The 17,848-nt window shown below is 72.8% G+C and carries 15 protein-coding genes; 10 read left to right on the forward strand and 5 right to left on the reverse strand.

Annotation, left to right across the window (positions count from 1 at the left end; genetic code table 11):
• Positions 1 to 144 precede the first annotated feature (144 nt).
• The gene (locus QRN56_RS18870) at positions 145 to 1,026 is read left to right on the forward strand and encodes a Bax inhibitor-1/YccA family protein (protein WP_285105797.1); all 882 of its coding nucleotides are present in this window, start codon (positions 145 to 147) and stop codon (positions 1,024 to 1,026) included.
• A gap of 126 nt (positions 1,027 to 1,152) precedes the next feature.
• On the opposite strand, the gene QRN56_RS18875 is transcribed toward QRN56_RS18870, so the two are convergent.
• The 4 genes from QRN56_RS18875 to QRN56_RS18890 form a co-directional block, all read right to left on the reverse strand.
• Positions 1,153 to 1,926: a hypothetical protein gene (locus QRN56_RS18875; RefSeq protein WP_285105798.1), complete on the reverse strand. Its 774-nt coding sequence runs from the start codon at positions 1,924 to 1,926 to the stop codon at positions 1,153 to 1,155.
• Positions 1,923 to 2,570 (reverse strand): TetR/AcrR family transcriptional regulator, encoded by a 648-nt coding sequence (locus tag QRN56_RS18880; protein WP_285105799.1) that lies wholly within the window; start codon positions 2,568 to 2,570, stop codon positions 1,923 to 1,925. The genes QRN56_RS18875 and QRN56_RS18880 overlap by 4 nt, the downstream gene beginning before the upstream one ends.
• Positions 2,563 to 3,468, reverse strand: coding sequence for an alpha/beta fold hydrolase (locus QRN56_RS18885; RefSeq protein WP_285105800.1), 906 nt, complete (start codon positions 3,466 to 3,468; stop codon positions 2,563 to 2,565). Before QRN56_RS18885 ends, QRN56_RS18880 begins: the two co-directional genes overlap by 8 nt.
• Positions 3,469 to 3,596: 128 nt before the next feature.
• Entirely contained in the window at positions 3,597 to 5,624 is a 2,028-nt protein-coding gene (locus QRN56_RS18890) for a glycoside hydrolase family 15 protein (RefSeq protein ID WP_285105801.1), read from the reverse strand.
• A gap of 180 nt (positions 5,625 to 5,804) precedes the next feature.
• Here QRN56_RS18890 and QRN56_RS18895 point away from each other — a divergent pair, with 180 nt between their 5' ends.
• Together QRN56_RS18895 and QRN56_RS18900 are read left to right on the forward strand one after the other, a co-directional pair.
• Positions 5,805 to 6,227, forward strand: coding sequence for a YciI family protein (locus QRN56_RS18895; protein WP_285105802.1), 423 nt, complete (start codon positions 5,805 to 5,807; stop codon positions 6,225 to 6,227).
• A 38-nt stretch (positions 6,228 to 6,265) separates the two neighbouring features.
• Positions 6,266 to 7,564 (forward strand): RNA polymerase sigma factor, encoded by a 1,299-nt coding sequence (locus QRN56_RS18900; RefSeq protein WP_285105803.1) that lies wholly within the window; start codon positions 6,266 to 6,268, stop codon positions 7,562 to 7,564.
• 86 nt (positions 7,565 to 7,650) lie between these two features.
• Here the strand turns inward: QRN56_RS18900 and QRN56_RS18905 are convergent, their stop codons facing one another.
• Complete coding sequence (locus QRN56_RS18905) at positions 7,651 to 8,430, reverse strand: hydroxypyruvate isomerase family protein (protein ID WP_285105804.1); 780 nt, start codon at positions 8,428 to 8,430, stop codon at positions 7,651 to 7,653.
• Positions 8,431 to 8,559: 129 nt separating this feature from the next.
• Between QRN56_RS18905 and QRN56_RS18910 the strand changes: the two genes are divergently transcribed.
• From QRN56_RS18910 to QRN56_RS18940, 7 genes are all read left to right on the forward strand, one after another.
• A complete protein-coding gene (locus QRN56_RS18910; RefSeq protein ID WP_285105805.1) occupies positions 8,560 to 9,444 on the forward strand; it encodes an NAD(P)-dependent oxidoreductase in 885 nt (294 codons plus the stop codon).
• Entirely contained in the window at positions 9,441 to 11,540 is a 2,100-nt protein-coding gene (locus QRN56_RS18915) for an alpha-amylase family protein (RefSeq protein ID WP_285105806.1), read from the forward strand. Before QRN56_RS18910 ends, QRN56_RS18915 begins: the two co-directional genes overlap by 4 nt.
• Positions 11,537 to 12,505, forward strand: a complete 969-nt coding sequence (locus QRN56_RS18920; protein ID WP_285105808.1) for a D-2-hydroxyacid dehydrogenase — start codon at positions 11,537 to 11,539, stop codon at positions 12,503 to 12,505. The genes QRN56_RS18915 and QRN56_RS18920 overlap by 4 nt, the downstream gene beginning before the upstream one ends.
• A 65-nt stretch (positions 12,506 to 12,570) precedes the next feature.
• Positions 12,571 to 13,857, forward strand: coding sequence for an ABC transporter substrate-binding protein (locus QRN56_RS18925; protein ID WP_285105810.1), 1,287 nt, complete (start codon positions 12,571 to 12,573; stop codon positions 13,855 to 13,857).
• Entirely contained in the window at positions 13,857 to 14,834 is a 978-nt protein-coding gene (locus tag QRN56_RS18930; RefSeq protein WP_285105915.1) for a carbohydrate ABC transporter permease, read from the forward strand. The genes QRN56_RS18925 and QRN56_RS18930 overlap by 1 nt, the downstream gene beginning before the upstream one ends.
• Positions 14,834 to 15,667 (forward strand): carbohydrate ABC transporter permease, encoded by an 834-nt coding sequence (locus tag QRN56_RS18935; RefSeq protein ID WP_285105812.1) that lies wholly within the window; start codon positions 14,834 to 14,836, stop codon positions 15,665 to 15,667. Before QRN56_RS18930 ends, QRN56_RS18935 begins: the two co-directional genes overlap by 1 nt.
• Entirely contained in the window at positions 15,664 to 17,772 is a 2,109-nt protein-coding gene (locus QRN56_RS18940) for a family 10 glycosylhydrolase (RefSeq protein ID WP_285105813.1), read from the forward strand. The genes QRN56_RS18935 and QRN56_RS18940 overlap by 4 nt, the downstream gene beginning before the upstream one ends.
• Positions 17,773 to 17,848: the final 76 nt, after the last annotated feature.

Consider the following 17,848-nt stretch of genomic DNA (forward strand, 5'->3'; position numbering starts at 1 on the left):
AGTAGGTAGGGGACATGGCCGGCGCACCCAATACCGGCCCTGATCATCCTGTGGTCGGACCTACTTCATCCGTTGGTATGACCTGGGAACTCCTGGAGTGTCTGCGGCGTTCCCTAGGATGGTCAGACAGACCAGGAGGAGCAGATGAGCAACCCCGTCTTTTCTAGAAGCGACGTCTTCGGTGAGCCCCGTCGCACCGGCGCTGCCGGTGCACGCCGCGGCGGCACCGCCACCTACCCCAACCAGACTCCCGCATACGGCACTCCGCCGCAGCCTGGCCAGTACGGCCAGTACGGCGCCGCGGGACAGCAGGCGATGGACGCGTCGCAGCTCGACGCGATGTACCAGTCGCCGTCCGCCACCACGGCGGACACCAAGCGACTGACCTACGACGACGTGATCATCAAGACCGGTGGGCTGCTCGCCCTCCTGGTCGTGGTGGGCGCGGCGACGTGGACGCTCGCGCCGGGCCTGTGGGTCTTCGGCATGATCGCGGGTCTTGTGCTGGGCCTGGTCAACGCGTTCAAGCGCAACCCGAGCCCCGTGCTGATCATCCTGTACACCGTCGCCCAGGGCATGTTCCTCGGTGGCATCTCGGCGTTCTACGAGGCCCAGTTCAGCGGGATCGTCCTGCAGGCGGTGCTCGCGACGGTCGCGACCTTCGCCGGCGCGCTCTTCCTGTTCAAGTCGGGCAAGGTGCGGGTCACCCCCAAGTTCACGCGCTGGCTGATCATCGCGATGGTCGGCTACGCGGCCTTCTCGCTGATCAACCTGGTCCTGGTGTGGACCGGCGTGCTCAGCGGGTGGGGCATGCGTGGTGGCGTGTGGGGCATCGTCATCGGCCTGGTGGCCGTCGGTCTCGCCGCCGCGTCGCTGATCGTCGACTTCGACTCCATCAAGCGTGGTGTCGAGGCGGGCGCCCCGGCCAAGATGGCGTGGGCCGCGGCCTTCGGTCTGCTGGTGACGCTGATCTGGCTGTACCTGGAGTTCCTGCGTCTGCTCGCGATCTTCAACAGCAGCGACTGACGCTCCTCCGGCCGCTGACGCGGTCGGTGCAGGCATGACAGAGGCGTGAACCCCCGTCCGGGGTTCACGCCTCTGTCGTGTCCGGCTGCCGTCGTGCCCGCCGGCTGTCCACAGCGGTTTCCACAGCTAGGGGGTCGGCGCCGGCGTCCGGCGGCTCCACACCGCACCGGCGACCAGCAGGCAACCCGCCGCGACGAGAGAGCCGTGCGCGATCCGCAGCTCCGGGCCGCCGAAGAACTGCGGGAGCACCAGCACCAGGCCGAGCGCGAGCGGCAGCCCGATCCACCGCGGGTGCGCACCCGTGCCCCGCGCACCCGAACGCCACAGCGCGACGGCGACGAGCACCCCGGACGCCGCGAGCAGGATCAGCCCGGTGCCGAACGCCGTCACGGCCCACGGCTGCATGCGCAGCACCTCGACCTCGGCGAGCAGACCGAGGTCGCCGTCGCGCAGCGCCGCCTCGGCGAGGGTGCGGATACCGAAGATCTCGGCCCCGAAGTAGAGCGCGGCGAACCCGGCTCCGGCCCAGGCGGTGATCAGCGCCCAGGTCGCGCTCCGGACGCCCGCGCCGCGCCCGTCCCCGGCACGGGCACCAGCGCCAGGACCCGCACCGACGAGGACCGTCCGCAGGCCGAGCAGCGCGGGCGCCATCAGGCCCAGGCCGAGGATGCCGCAGAGGTGCGCCACGACCCAGCGGTCGGAGGCGAACGCGGTGGCCAGGTCGGCGTTCGCCACGGTCTCGTCCGGCCAGGGGCGCAGCACGGGGAAGAGCAGAAAGGCGAGCCCCGCCGCCACGAAGGCGACGGCGGTCCAGCGCGCGGTGGTCGAGCGCCCGGCAGCCGGGTGCGCGGTGCGGCCCGTGCCGGAAGAGCGAGCGGTGGTGCCCTGAGCGGTGGTCATCGGTGGCTCCCAGCGGTGTCGTGGTCGAGCACGGTGTCGGGTGCGGCAGGCGCGGTGTCCCGAGCGGCGAGTGCGGTGACCCCCGCGACGAGCATGTCGAGCAGCACGGCGAAGCTCTGGTCGACGTCCTCCCGCATCCGGAAGCCGCCCCCGAGCTCCAGCACGACGAAGCCGTGGAAGCCGGCCCGGACCGCGCGGATGGCATCGATCAGGCGCTCGTCGGGCAGGCCGAAGCCGTGCAGCACGGCGCCGATCACCTGGACGCTCTCGGCGGCCGCCTCGCGCAGGCCCGCGTCGGCCGGGTCCTCCGGGTCGGGACCGACCTGGGTGGCCCCGTACCTGCCGGGGTGGGCGTGCGCGTAGGTGCGCCACGAGGTCGCCAGAGCGCGCAGGGCGTCGCTCCCGGCCCGGCCGACGGTCGCCGACGTCGCGGCGGCCGTGACCTCCCGGACGGCGATCAGCGCGACCTCGCGGCGCAGGTCTGCCAGCGAGCCGACGTGCTTGTAGAGGCTGGGGGCCGCGACCCCGGCCTTCGCGGCGACCTTGGCGAGGGTCAGGTCCGCATAGCCGCGCGCCCCGCCGTCGTCGACCACCTCCAGCGCCAGGCGCACCACGGCGTCGTGCGACAGGCCCGCCCTAGGCATTCCGGCCGCCGTCCGCGACGTCGCCGGCACCGCCGGCCGCGGCCCCGTTCGCGCTCTCGGCCGGCAGGCCCGGGAGCCCGGCGAGGAAGTCGAGCACGGCCGGCACCACGACGTCGGGCGCCTGGTGCTGCGGGTAGTGCCCCACCTCGTCGACCAGGACGCCGCGCGAGCCGATCGTCTCCGTGATCCAGGCGAGCTCCGCCGCGGGGTCCGCGAAGTCGGGGTCGAGCGTGCCGACCACGGCCAGCGACGGCGCCGCGACGTCGGACAGCCGGGCCTCGACCACCGAGTGGTCGAGCGCCAGGGAGAGGTCGCGGAAGGAGCGCAGGTGTCCCGGCTCGCGCAGGCTCTGCCGGACGGCGGCGACGTGCTCGGCGTGCCGGGCCGAGCGGCGGCCCTTGCTGATCGACGAGTAGTAGGCGCCCCAGAACGCGGGGCCCCAGGGCCGGGCGAGGAGCACGCGGAGGGCGAGCCGCATGGTCCGCTGCATCGCCGGGGAGCCCGGCTGGCGCAGGAGCGGGCTGAGCAGCACGAGCCCGCGCACGAGCTCAGGACGCTCGGCGGCCGCCCAGGCGGCGGCGGACGCCGCCATCGAGTTACCGAGCAGCACGGCCGGCCCGGCGCCGAGGTGCTCGACGAGGGCGAGGAAGTCCGTGCCGGTGGCGTCGTCGCCGTGCGTGCGGAACGTGGTGTCGGAGTCACCGTGGCCGCGCAGGTCCGCGACGACCACGCGGTAGCCGGCGTCGACGAGCGCGGGCGCGAGGTCGTCGTAGGTGGACCGCAGGTCGCCCATGCCGGGCATGGCGACGACGAGGGGGCCGGACCCCGAGTCGGTGTACGCGATGTTGCCCTCTGGCCGTGCGAGGGCGGCCACCTGGTTGCTCTGGCTGGTTGTCATAGCTGCAAAGCTACGCCCATTAGCCAACCGGCGCAAGGCCCTCCGAAAACAAGATGAGTGCGGGATCTTCGCCCTCGGCCGGGGCCGGCCAGGGCGAAGATCCCGCACTCAGCGGGGGATACGACGGATCACATCGGGCGGGGCACCCCGAAGTAGCCCTTCTCGGCCTCGCCGCTCTCCGCCTTGATCACGTGCATCACGGCGTTGATCAGGGCCAGGTGCGTGAACGCCTGCGGGAAGTTGCCCAGGTGCCGGCCGCTGCCGGGATCGATCTCCTCGGCGTACAGGTCCAGCGAGGACGCGTAGCCGAGCAGCCGCTCGCACAGCGCCCGGGCCCGCTCCACCTCGCCGATCTCGACCAGCGCGGACACCAGCCAGAACGAGCAGATGGTGAAGGAGCCCTCCTCGCCGCGCAGGCCGTCGTCGGTCTCGTCCGTGCGGTACCGCAGCACCAGGCCGTCCTCGGTGAGCTCGTCCGCGATCGCCAGGACGGTCGCCCGCACGCGCTCGTCGTCCGGCGGCAGGAACCGCAGCAGCGGCACCAGCAGCAGCGACGCGTCCAGCGCCGGGTCGCCGTAGCGCTGCGTGAAGACGCCGCGGTCGTCCACGCCCTTGGTGCAGATGTCGTCGGCGATCTCGTCGGCGATCTTCTGCCACGCCTTGGCGTAGTCGGGCTCGTCGTACAGCCGGGCGAGCTTGGCGCCGCGGTCCATCGCCACCCAGCACATGAGCTTGGAGCTGGTGAAGTGCTGCGGCTCGCCGCGCACCTCCCAGATGCCCCGGTCTGGCTCGTGCCAGTGCTTCATGGCCTCCTCGACCTGCCGCTTGAGGATGGGCCACAGGGACTCGGGAAGCTGGTCGCGCGACTTCGCGTGCAGCCACACGGAGTCCAGCACCGCGCCCCACACGTCGTGCTGGCGCTGGTCGTACGCGGCGTTGCCGATCCGGACGGGCTGGGCGCCCTCGTAGCCGGACAGGTGCGGCAGCTCGAACTCCTCCAGCGTCTCCTCGCCGCCCACCCCGTACATGATCTGGAGCTGCCGGTTGTCGCGGCAGACGTCCTGGATGAAGGCGAAGAAGTCGTTGGCCTCGCGCTCCAGGCCCAGCGTGTACAGGCCCCACAGCGCGAAGGTCGAGTCGCGGATCCACGCGTACCGGTAGTCCCAGTTGCGCTCGCCGCCCGGCGTCTCGGGCAGCGACGTCGTCGCCGCGGCGATCAGCGCGCCCGTGGGGGAGTAGGTCAGCCCCTTCAGGGTGAGTGCGGAGCGCTGCAGGTAGACGCGCCACGGGTGGTCCGGGAACGTGCCCTGCGTGATCCAGTCGCGCCAGAACCGCTCGGTGCGCCACATGGCGTCGAGGGCTTCCTTGTAGCTGGTCGGCGGGTCCTGCGAGCCCCAGGACATCGCCACGAAGTGCTCGTCGCCCTGCGACATCCGCGTGCGCGCCGTCGCCCGCTTGCCCTCCAGCCCGAACCGCAGGCTGGACCGCAGGTGCACGTCCGGGGTGGCGTCGCCGATCTTGGCGACGACCGCGGAGTAGCCGCTGTTCTCGTACTCCCAGTCCACCTCGGACCGTGCGTAGTCGGGGCGCGGCTCGCACTCGACCTCGACCTCGACCGTGCCCGACACGCACTTGATGGTGCGCAGCAGGATGTGCTCGGCGTCGTCGTCGGTGGGGGTGCGACGGTGCGTCCCGGACCGCGACTCCAGGTCGTGCCACGGCCCCATCAGCATGGCGTCGCGCACCACGAGCCAGCCGGTCTCCGTCTGCCACGTGGTCTCGAGGATGAGCGTGCCGGGCAGGTAGCGGCGCGCGCTGGGCACGCGGACGCCGTGCGGGCCCACGCGGAAGTGGCCGGCTCCCCGGTCGAGGATCTTGGCGAAGATGCTGGGCGAGTCGGGGCGGGGGATGCACATCCACTCCACGCTGCCCGACGGCGCGATCAGCGCGTTGGCCTCGCAGTCCGACAGGAACCCGTACTCGCCGATGTGCGGGAACTTGCTGCGCCCGTCCCACGCCTGCGGGGAGGCGCCGTCGCTCGACGTGTGCCGTTTCACCGGGCCCGGACTCGCGGGCGTCGGCTTCTGGTTGCGCCGGGAGGGCTTGCCGGCGGCAGGGGCGCCGGCCCCCTGCGCGTCAATCGATTCGAGCGTCATGAGGATCAAGGGTTCCGCACGTTCCGCGCGCCTGGCAAGCCGGATCTGTGTGACGCGCGGAACCTGTCCGCATGCTCCACGAAACAGATTCGCGGGTCGTGTCGATCCACCTGTTTCCTGTTCGACCTGTGGATGAGAAGGTCCCACCAGGGACCGGAAAACCACGGAGGAGAAGAAGCCATGGCGAAGTACATGCTGATCATGCGAGCGACCGACGAGACGGTGGTTGCCTACCAGAACATGGACTTCCAGAAGATCATCAACGACATGGGCGCGTTCAACGAGGAGATGATCAAGGCCGGCGTGCTCGTGGCCGGTGAGGGGCTCGAGGATGCCGCCGACTCCGTCGTCGTCGACTACTCCACCGAGACGCCGGTCGTGACCGACGGGCCGTACGGCGAGACCAAGGAGCTGTTCAACGGCTTCTGGATCCTCGACGTGGCCTCGAAGGAGGAGGCCGTCGAGTGGGCCAAGCGCGCACCGCTCGCCGGGCCCGGCAGCAAGGCGGAGATCCGCAAGGTCACCGAGCTCGACCAGTTCCCGCAGGACAACGAGCACATCCAGAACGAGCGGGCCTGGCGCGAGTCCACCGGCCAGCTCTGAGGCCGGGCCGGCAGGACAGCGCCAGGGAGGGCGGGGAGATGGACGGCGACGCCGCACGGCGGGCCGTCGAGGCGGTCTGGCGGATCGAGTCCGCGCGCATCGTCGGCGCGCTCACCCGCTACACCCGCGACTTCGAGCTCGCCGAGGACGTGGCCCAGGAGGCGCTCGCCGCGGCGCTCGTCTCCTGGCCCCGCGACGGCACGCCGCGCGACCCCGCGGCGTGGCTCATCGCGACGGCCCGGCGCCGGGCGATCGACGCCTACCGGCGTCGGGCCGGGCGGGACGAGCGGTATGCCGCGCTCGCGCACGGCCTGGCCGAGGGCGAGGTGGTGGTGGGCGGCCCGACGGCGCCCGGGGCCGGCGCCGGTGCGGGCGACCCGGGCGCCGAGCCGGCACTGCTCGACCCCGAGCGGATCGACGACGACGTGCTCGCCCTCATGTTCGTCTCGTGCCACCCGGTGCTGTCCCGGGAGGCGCGGATCGCGCTGACCCTGCGTGTCGTGGGTGGTCTGACCAGCGAGGAGATCGCCCGCGCCTTTCTCGTGCCCGTCGCGACGGTCCAGGCGCGCATCACACGCGCCAAGAAGACCATCGCGGCGGCTCAGGTCCCGTTCGAGGTGCCCGACGGCGAGGACCGGGTCGCCCGGCTCTCGTCGGTGCGGAACGTGCTGTACGTGATCTTCACGGAGGGCTCGTCGGCGACGTCGGGCGACGACTGGATCCGGCACGACCTGGCGCGCGAGGCCGTGCGCCTGACCCGGGTGCTGACCCGGCTGGCCCCCGAGCCCGAGACGTTCGGCCTGCTCGCGCTGCTGGAGCTGACCGCTGCCCGGTTCCCGGCCCGGACGGGGCCCTCGGGGGAGCCGATCCTCCTGGAGGACCAGGACCGGCGCCGCTGGGACCGCGCGGCGATCACCCGCGGCCGGGCGGCGCTCCGGCGCGGCGTGGGCCCGGCGGGCATGGGCAGCTACGCGCTGCAGGCGGCGATCGCCGAGTGTCACGCGGTGGCCGCCTCCGTGCCGGAGACCGACTGGGAGCGGATCGTGGTGCTCTACGAGGCGCTGGGCCGTATCGCGCCGTCGCCCGTGGTGGACCTGAACCGGGCCGTGGCCGTCGCGATGGCGCACGGGCCCGACCTGGGGCTGCGGGTCGTGGACGGCCTGGCCGACCAGGGTGTGCTCGCCGGGTCGCACCTCCTGCCCGGCGTCCGGGGCGAGCTGCTGTCGCGGCTCGGCCGCACCGCCGAGGCCCGTGGCGAGTACCTCCACGCGGCGGAGCTCTGCGGCAACGCCGCGGAACGCGGAGTCCTGGAGGCCAAGGCGGCAGCCCTCCCGTGACCCGCCCGCCCCGCGAGCACCGTTGAGTGCTGGATATTCGCCCTCGCGAAACGTTGTCGAAGGGCGAATACCCAGCACTCAACGGTCTAGGGGGTGGGGAGCCAGGCGAGGGTCTGCTCCGTTTCCGTCGTGGGGCGGTACTCGCAGCCGACCCAGCCGGTGTAGCCCGTCGCGTCGAGCGCGCGGAAGAAGGCCCCGAAGTCGATCGTCCCCGTCCCCGGCTCGCCACGGCCGGGGGAGTCGGCGACCTGCACGTGGCCGACGGCGCCGGCCACGCGACCGATGTCCACCACCACGTCCGCGCCGTTGTTGTGCAGGTGGTAGGCGTCGAAGAGGACGGCGGCGCCGTCGCCCACGCGGTCGACCACGGCCAGCGCGTCGTCCAGGGTCCGCACGGGGTAGTCCCCGTTCTCGCCGCGCGTCAGGGGCTCGACCAGCACGGTCGCGCCGAGCGCGTCGACCGCGCGGCGCAGGTTGCGTGTCGCGACCTCGTCCTGGGCCTCGCCCGGGACGCCCGGCAGGCGCTGCCCGTACAGCGCGTTGACGCACGCACAGCCGGTCGCCTCGACGATCGTGCGGACCACGGCGAGGTTCGCCGCAAGCTCATCGGCCCGGCCGGGGTGCGACACGATGCCGCGCTCACCGCCCGGCATGTCCCCGGCGAACAGGTTGATCCCCGTCAGCCGCACCTCCGCGTCGTCCAGCGCCCGGACGAACGCGCCGACCTGGGCGGCGGAGGGCTCCGGCGTCTCGAACGGCCACCAGCACTCCACCGCCTGGAACCCGGCGGCCCGGGCACGGGCGAACCGTTCCGGCAGCGGCACCTCGCTGAACAGGAGGGAGACGTTGGCGGCGAACCTGGGCATCGAGCTCTCCGATCTTCGGGCATTGACCACGACAGGTATATCGAAATACCCTTCCTCAGGCCAGGGTCGATGCGCAAGCAGGATCGCAGTGATCAATCGATAGATCATCGAACGAGGGAGTTCGGTCATATGGCAGTCGTGGGCTTTGTCGGGCTGGGCGTCATGGGGCGGCCGATGGCGGCCAACCTCGTCCGCGCCGGGCACGAGGTGCGGGCGTTCAGCCGGGGAGCGGCCGGCCGGGCGAGTGCCGCCGAGCTCGGGGTACCGGTCGTGGCGAGCGTGGTCGAGGCGGTCCGGGGCGCCGACGTCGTGCTCACGATGCTCCCCGACACCCCCGACGTCCGCGCCGTCGCGCTCGGGCCGGACGGCGTGCTGGAGCACCTCGCGCCGTCGGGCGCCTACATCGACCTGAGCACCATCGAGCCCGGGGCCGCGCGCGAGATCGCGGCACGGTTCACGGAGGCGGGACACGACGTGCTCGACGCCCCCGTCTCCGGCGGCGAGGCCGGGGCCCGCGAGGGCACGCTCTCGATCATGGTCGGCGGGCCGGCCGACGTGGCCGAGCGGTGGCGCGGCCTGCTCGGCGCGATGGGCACCACCGTCGTGCGCGTGGGCGAGGCGGGCGGGGGACAGGTGGTCAAGGCCGCCAACCAGCTCGTGGTCGCCGCCCACCTTCAGGCGCTCGCCGAGGCCGTGGTCTTCCTGGAGGCGCACGACGCCGACGTCGCCACGGGGCTCTCCGTCATCGCGCGCGGGCTCGGCGGCAGCACCGTCATCGACCGCAAGGCGGGCGGCGTGCTGGCCGGGGACTACACGCCGGGCTTCCGCCTGGAGCTGCACCACAAGGACCTCGGCATCGTCGAGGGTGCCGCGCGCGCCCGCGGGGCGGTGCTCCCGGTGACCGCCCTGGTCGGCCGGCTCGTCCAGTCGCTGGTGCAGCGCGGGGACGGCGGCCGCGACCACTCGGCGCTGGTGGCGCTGGCCCGCGAGCTCAACGGGACGGAGGCGCGATGAGCCTGACCACGCAGCAGCCCGGCACCGGCGAACAGGTCCGCCCCGGCTGGTGGGACGAGCCGTTCCAGGTGTTCCAGACCAACCTCCGCGAGATCGACGCGGGGCTCGACGTCGAGCGCACGCTGGACGACGTCGAGCGGCACGGCGCGAACGTCTGGCTGCTCAACGTGGGCGGCATCCTCTCGCACTACCCGACCGGGCTCGACTTCCAGACCCGCAACCCGCACCTCGCCGGGCGCCCCGGGGGCGACCTCGTCGGGGACGCGCTGGCGGCCGCCCGGCGCCGGGGCGTCCGGCTGCTGGCCCGGATGGACTTCTCCAAGGTGGCCCCCGCGATCGCCGACGCGCACCCGGACTGGCTCTACGTCTCGCCGGCGGGCGAGCGGCAGGTCTTCGAGGGGCTGGTCAGCGTCTGCCCCAGCGCCGGGTACTACCAGGAGCGGATCTTCGACGTCCTCGACGAGGTCCTCGACCGCTACGCCGTGGACGGCTTCTTCTTCAACTGGTTCGGCTTCAACGAGCGGGACTACGCCGGCCGGGTGCACGGCGTCTGCCACTGCGCGGCGTGCGTCGTGGGGTTCCGGGAGCACACCGGGCTCGACCGGCTGCCGGACCGCGCGGGCGACGACGGTTACCGGCGCTGGCGCGGCTACGCCACCGCCACCATCGAGGCGCTGACGGCGCGGGTGCGGGCCCACATCGCCGCGCGCCGCCCCGACGCCGGGCTGATCCTCGGCACGGCCGCGGACGTGCTGTTCCACGAGGCGAACAACGCGATCGGCCGCACGCTGTGGCCGTACGCCACCGGCGAGGCGGTCAGCGCGCTGCGCTCGTCCCGGCCCGGCAAGCCGGTCCTGGTCAACGCCGTCGCGTTCTGGGACATGCCGTACCGGCTCGCCGACGAGCAGCCCGAGATGCTCGGCCAGTACCTCGCGCAGGCGATCTCGCGCGGCGCCAACCCGTCGACCTACATCATGGGCCCCACCGGCGGCATCGCCTACGGCGGGCTGGACTCCGCGGCCGCGGTCACGCGGTTCCACCGCGATCATCGGCGCGAGTACACGGGGCTGGCGCCAGCGGCCGAGGTGGGCCTGGTGCGCCCCGACCCCCTGGACGACGACGGCCGCCACGGCACCGGCACGGCCGAGCACCGCGGCCTGCTCACCGGCCTCGTCGAGCGGCACGTTCCGTTCGACGTGGTGCCCGTGGGGGCACTGGAGACGCAGGACGTGGACGCGCGGTTCCGGGTGCTCGTGCTGCCCGACCTGCCCTCTCTGCCGCCGGGCGTCGTCGCGGCGCTCGACCGGTTCGTCCGCGGCGGTGGCTCCCTCGTGGCGACCGGCCGGAGCGGGATCGGCGCCGACGGGTCGGTGGTCGACTGGTTCCCCGGGGAGCGGCAGGTCGAGGTGGTCGTCGACCGGGACGCGCTGAAGTCGAGCTACGTGCGGCTCGACGGCGCCGCCCAGGAGGCCGGGGGCCGGGCCGCCGACGAGGTCGAGGGCGCCGTGCTGGTCCCGCGGCACGGCCGGCACCACCGGCTCGCGTGGCGGTCCGACGTCGTCGGCAGGCATCTGCTGATCGAGAGCGCTCCCTACGGGCCGCCGGAGAAGGCGTACGGGCACGTGCCCGGTACCGACCACGTGGCCGGGGAGCGTCGGCACGGCGCCGGCACGGTGGTCCAGCTGTCCTGGGTCGCCGGCACCGCCTACCTGGACACCCGGCTGACCCGGATCCGGGACGTGGCGGTGGACCTCGTGGTCGAGCGCCTCCTGGACCGGCCCGAGGGGCGCCTGCCGGTCACGGTCGAGGCCCCGGAGCAGGTCGAGGTCGTCGTCGGACGCTCGGCGGCGGGGCTCGTGGTGCACCTGCTCAACCACTCCGGCCAGCGCGGCAACGGGTACGGCCCGGCGGTCCCGGTGCACCACGTCACGGTGCGCGCGGCAGGGCTGGCCGGGCGCGCGGCGCGCGCCCTGGCGGGCGCCGCGTCCGTGCTGGACGACGGCGAGGACCTGCTGGTCCGGATCGCCGACGTGGCCGAGCTCGAGGTGGTCGTGATCGAGGACGGCGGCCCGGCGGCCCACGGGGGGCTCTCATGACCGACGTGGTGATCGTCCGGGGCGGTCAGGGCGAACGGGTCGTGGACCAGGTCCGCGCCGTCCACCCCGGGCTCGTCGTCGCCACCGCGGACGACGCCGGTGCGCTGCGCGCGGCGACGGTCGCGGCGGGCCGCCTCACGGACGACGAGGTCGCGGCGATGCCGCGCCTGGCCTGGGTGCACTCCTGGGCGGCGGGCGTGGAGTCCGACGTCGGGCCGGCGCTGCGGCGTCGCGCGACGGGACCTTCCGCGAGGCCGGGCGCGCCGGCAGAGGTGACCGTGACGTCGTCGGCCGGGAACGGGGCGGTCCCCCTGGCCGAGCACGCGCTCATGCTCATGCTGATGCTGAGCCGGCAGGCCCTGCGTTGGGGCGACGCTCAGCGGGGGCACCGCTGGGAGCGGTTCACACACGGCGAGCTCGCCGGACGGACCGTGGGCATCTACGGCTACGGCAACGTCGGGCGCGAGCTCGCGGTGCGGGCGCGGGCGTTCGGCATGCGCGTGGTGGCGCTCCGTCGTCGGCCCGCGGAGCCCGGCGACCCGGTGGACCGCATGCTGCCCCCGGACGCGGTGGACGAGCTGGCCGCCGTCAGCGACTTCCTGGTCGTGGCCGCGCCGCTCACCGACCAGACGGCCGGGGCGATCGGGCTGCGGACCTTGCGCGTGCTGGGCCCGGAGGGGCACCTCGTGGTGGTCTCGCGCGGCGGGATCGTGCGCGAGGCCGACCTGGTCGCCGCCGTCCGCGACGGTGTGGTCGCCGGGGCAGGCCTGGACGCTCACGCCACCGAGCCGTTGCCCCCGGACTCACCCCTGTGGGACCTGCCCCGCACCATCGTCACCCCGCACAACGGGGCCACGACGGCCGCCACCGCGGACCGCGGCACGGCGATCTTCCTCGACAACCTGGACCGATGGCTCGCGCGGCGGCCGCTGCGCAACGTCGTCGACGTCGGGCGCCTGCCCTGACACCGCGCCCCGCACGCACGCACTCCGTACCACCTCGTACAACGACGTACTGAAAGAAGGACACCATGTCAGACCTCACTCGCCGGTCGTTCCTCACCTGGACGGGGATGGGCGCGCTCTCGGTCGCTGCGCTCGCCCTCGCCGGCTGCTCCCCGTCCGGCTCCGGAGGGGACGGCTCGATCCGCTTCGCCTGGTGGGGCGGCTCGGACCGGCAGCGCGCCTACCTGGCGGCGCTCGACGCGTTCACCGCGGAGCACCCCGAGATCAAGGTCGCCCCGGAGTTCGGCGACTACGACGCCTACCAGGAGCGCATGACCACACAGATGGCGGCGCGCGACGTGCCCGACGTCTTCTGGATCCCGTCACCCGCCGTCCTGACCTACCGCGACGCGGGGCTGTACCGCGACCTCGACGGCATCGGAGGCCTGGACCTCGGCGCGTTCGGTGCGGAGCAGGTCGAGACCTTCCGGCTCGGCGGCGAGCTCAACACGCTGCCCAAGTCGATCTTCAGCCCCGTGGTGCGCTGGAACACGACGTTCCAGGAGGAGGACGGGGTGTCGCTGCCCGACCAGCTCACCTGGGACGGCCTGGCCGAGCTGCTGGTCGACTACTCGAAGAACAACGCCGGCGGCCGCAAGGGCACCACCTACGGGCCGTACCACGACATGCCGTTCGAGTCGTTCCTGCGCCAGCGCGGCGAGGACCTGTGGACCGAGGACGGCCGGCTCGGGGCGAGCGTGGACGGCGTCGCCGCCTGGATCGACTGGTGGGAGAAGCTGCGGCTCGCGGGCGCGACGACGAGCGTGAGCGAGCAGGACGGCATCGAGCCGTCCTGGGCCCAGGTGGGCGACAAGGTGCTGCTCACCTTCGCGAACTCCAACCACATCGTCGACGACGCCCAGGCGTTCCCCGACCACGTGTTCGACCAGCGCGACGTGCCGGCCGCCGAGGACGCCGCGGCGGGCTACCACTTCACCTACTACAGCCGGTTCGCCATGTACTCGGGCGTGCCGGACGACCGGGTCGAGGCGGCCGCCGCGCTGATGAGCTTCAACCTCAACTCGCCCGAGCTGCTGAGCCTGGTCGGCCTGTCGGCCGGGGCGCCGCCCAACGCGGACCTGCTCGACGCGTACGAGCCCGACGCCACGCCCGACGAGCAGAAGGTCATCGCCATCACCCGCGAGATCGCCGGCACGGAGCAGCGTCCGCGGTACGAGGCGCCCGCCGGGTCGGGCAGCTGGCGTGACCTCATGATCCGCGAGCTCGAGGAGGTGACGCTCGGCCAGAAGAGCGTGCCCGACGCCGCGGCGGCCTTCGTCGAGGCCGTCGAGGGCGAGATCGCGGGCGCATGATGACCCTGACGTCGTCGAAGGACACCGGGCGCCGGGTGCGGGGAGCGCCCGCCGCGGCCGGAGTGAAGCCGCCGCGGGGCAGGGCCAAACCGTCGGGCGGTACCCGGGGCCAGGGCCTGGTGGCCCACGTCTTCCTGCTGCCGTGGATGATCGGGATGGTCGCCGTCACCGCCGGCCCGCTGATCGCCTCGGCCGTGCTCGCGTTCACCGACTACGACCTGCTGAGCCCGCCGCAGTTCATCGGGCTCGACAACTTCGTGCGGATGGCGGGGGACGAACGGTTCTGGGCCGCGGTCCGCGTGACGCTCGTCTACGTGCTCGTCTCGGTGCCGCTGCAGCTCGGGTTCGCGCTGTTCCTGGCGGTCGTGCTCGACAAGGGGCTGCGCGGCCTGTCGCTCTACCGCAGCGCCTTCTACCTGCCCTCCCTGCTCGGCGGCAGCGTGGCCATCGCGATCCTGTGGCGACAGATCTTCGGCGAGAACGGCCTGGTCAACCACGTCCTGGGCTGGTTCGGCCTGGAGCTGGGCTCGTGGCTGCAGGACCCGTCGCTGGCGCTGTCCACCCTGGTGGTGCTCAACGTCTGGACGTTCGGCTCGCCGATGGTGATCTTCCTGGCGGGGCTGCGGCAGATCCCCGAGGAGCTGTACGAGGCCTCGATGATCGACGGCGCCGGCCGCGTGCGGCGGTTCTGGTCGATCACCATCCCGCTGCTCACGCCGATCATCTTCCTGAACCTCGTGCTGCAGATGATCAGCGCCTTCCAGGCCTTCACGCAGGCGCACGTGGTCAGCGGCGGCAGCGGCGGGCCCCTGGACTCGACCCTCTTCTACACCCTCTACATCTACCAGCGCGGCTTCGTGAACTTCGACATGGGGTACGCGTCCGCGATGGCGTGGGTGCTGCTCCTGGTCATCGCCGCCGCCACCGCCGCGAACTTCATCGTGTCGCGGCGCTGGGTCTACTACGGAGACGAATGATGGCTGCTTCTTCCCTCAGCCGCGCGGTGCGGCACGTGGTGCTCGTCGTGTTCGTGCTGCTCATGATCTATCCGCTGCTGTGGATGCTCGTGAGCTCGTTCAAGCCGAGCAACCTCATCCTCTCCCAGACCGGGCTGTTCCCCGCCGAGATCACGCTGGAGAACTACGCCGACGGCTGGGACGCGCTCGGCTCCCCGTTCAGCCTGTTCCTGGGCAACTCGCTGCTGATCGGCGTCGGCTCCGTGATCGGCAACCTGTTCTCGTGCTCGCTCACGGCCTACGCACTGGCCCGGCTCAACTTCAGGATGAGCAAGGTCTACCTCGCGCTCACCCTGATGACGATCATGCTGCCGTTCCACGTGCTCGTGATCCCGCAGTACATCCTGTTCGCGGAGCTGGGGTGGATCAACACCTACATCCCGTTGCTGCTGCCCAAGTTCCTGGCCACGGACGCGGTGTTCATCTTTCTGATGGTGCAGTTCATCCGGTCCCTGCCTCGGGAGCTCGACCAGGCCGCGATGATCGACGGCGCCGGGCCGTTCCGCATCTTCTGGTCGGTGATCCTGCCGCTGATGCAGCCGGCGCTCATCACCACCACCATCTTCACCTTCATCTGGACGTGGAACGACTACTTCGGCCCGCTGCTGTACCTGACCCGGACCGAGCTGTACACGGTCCCGGTGGCGCTGAAGTCGCTGGTCGACACCGAGACGCAGAGCGGCATCGGCACGATGTTCGCCATGTCGCTGCTGTCCCTGGTGCCGATCGTCCTGTTCTTCGTCTTCGCTCAGCGCTACATCATCAAGGGCATCGCGACGACGGGAATCAAATGACTGCTGCGCGCTCAGGACTGGACGGCACGCACCGCTGGACCCAGCTCACCTTCGTGGAGAACGACCCGCTGGACTTCGACCTCGACGAGTGGGCCGACGTCATCGAGCGGACGGCGTCCACCGCGGTCTGCATCAGTGCGGGCGGCTACGTCGCGTACTACCCGACCAAGGTGCCGCTGCACCACCGCAGCGCGTACCTGGGCGACCGCGACCTGCTCGGCGAGGTGGTCGACCTCGCCCGCTCGCGGGGGATGGCCGTGATGGCCCGCGTGGACCCGCACGCCGTGCACCGCGACGTCGTCGAGCAGCGGCCGGACTGGATCGCGCGGACCGAGGACGGCGAGCTCCAGGAGCACTGGGCGATGCCCGGCATCTACCTCACCGACGCGTTCGGCGGGTACAGCTGGGAGCTGACCACGGAGGTGCTGCGCGAGATCGCGCGCGACTACGACGTCGACGCGCTGTTCGCGAACCGGTGGCAGGGGCACGGGCCCGGCTACACCGAGACGGCGGCGGCGGACTTTCGGGCGGCGACAGGGCGCTCGCTGCCGACCACGGCCGATCCCGCCGGGGGCGAGGCGTGGGCGACCTACCGCGCCTGGCGGCGCTCGCGGCTCAGCGACCTCGTGGCGCACTGGGACCGGGCCGTGCAGGAGGTGGCGCCGGCCGTGCGGTTCGTGCCGAACCTCGGCTCGTTCACCGCCGCCGACCTGGAGCCCCGGGTCGCGCGGGCCGTGCCGTTCCTGCTGGTGGACCACCAGGCCCGGGGCGACGGCGAGGCGCTCTGGGCGGCGGGCCGGGACGCCAAGCGGGTGCGCGCGCTGCATCCCGGCAAGCCGGTCGGGCTCATCACCTCGGTGGGGCCGGAGTCCCACGACTTCCGCTGGAAGGACTCGGTCAACGCGGCGGTCGAGACCACGGGGTGGATCGTCGACGGGTTCGTGCACGGCGCCTTCCCGTGGTTCACCAAGTTCGCCGCCAAGATCCACGACCCGCGCTGGATACCCGCGGTGGAGCGGGCGTTCGGGCTGCACCGAGCGGTGGCCGGCGGGCTCGCCGGCGCGCGACCTGTCGCGGAGGTGCTCGTGTGGGACGCGGACGAGCGCGCGGCGTCCGAGCGGGTGCGGGACGCGGCGTCCGGCGTCTACCAGGTGCTGGTCGAGCTGGGCGTCCCGTTCGAGTACGTGGGGCCGGGGTCGCTGTCGACACTGTCGCGCCCCGGCGTCCGGCTCGTGGTCGTGCCCGAGGTACCCGTGCTCGACGCCGCGGCGGCGGACGCCCTGCGGGCGTTCGCCGAGGGCGGCGGCGCGCTGCTGCTCACCGGCGGCGGGCCGGACGTCCCGGGCCGCGGGCCGCTGGTCCGGGACCTGCTGGGGGTCGACGTCGTCGAGCGGCGCGGTGGGGTCGTGCGCAACAACTACGTGCAGCGCGAGCCGGGCGGCGCGCTCCAGGACGGCTTCGGCGACGCCCGCAGGGTCGTGGGCGGTACCCGGCTGGTCCGGTTCGGCGTGCCGGACGGCGCGAGCGGTATCGACGTCTCGTGGCGCTTCGTGCCGGACCACCCGGACCTGCCGATGGAGGAGGTCTACCCGAGGTCGGCAGCGACGGACCCGGCGGTCCTCGGCGGCGCCGTCGGCGCGGGCCGGGCCGACGTCGTCGGCTTCAACGTCACCGAGCTGTACTGGCAGGCGCTCCAGGCCGACCACCTGACGCTGCTGGACAACCTCGTGCGCCGCGGGCTGGGCGGGGGCCGGGCCGCCGAGGTGCGCGGTCCGGGCGTGCTCGACGTCGCCACCTGGGCCGGCGACCGATCGTTCACCGTGCTGGCCGCCAACCTGACCGACCCGATGATGATGCGCGGGCAGCGCCGGGCGGTCTCGCCGATCGACGGCGTGCGGGCCGTGTTCGACCTCGACCGGGTCGGCGCACTGGCCGGTTCGCCCGTGCCGCAGGAGCCGGCCGACGCCGGACCGGGCGCCGGGCTCCGGGTGGAAGTGCTGGTCGGGGAGGTCTGGGAGCGGGCGGACGTGACCGCGTCCGCCAGACGGATCGAGGTGTCGCTGCCGCCGGTCCGGGAGCTCGCCGCGGTCCACCTGACCTGGTGACGGCGGCAGTGGTGGCGCGGCCGGCGGGCCGGAGGCGGCGCCCTCTCGGGCGAGAAGGTGCGTGGAGGACCACTCG

The organism is Promicromonospora sp. MEB111 (assembly GCF_030209445.1).
Classification (GTDB): Bacteria; Actinomycetota; Actinomycetes; order Actinomycetales; family Cellulomonadaceae; genus Promicromonospora.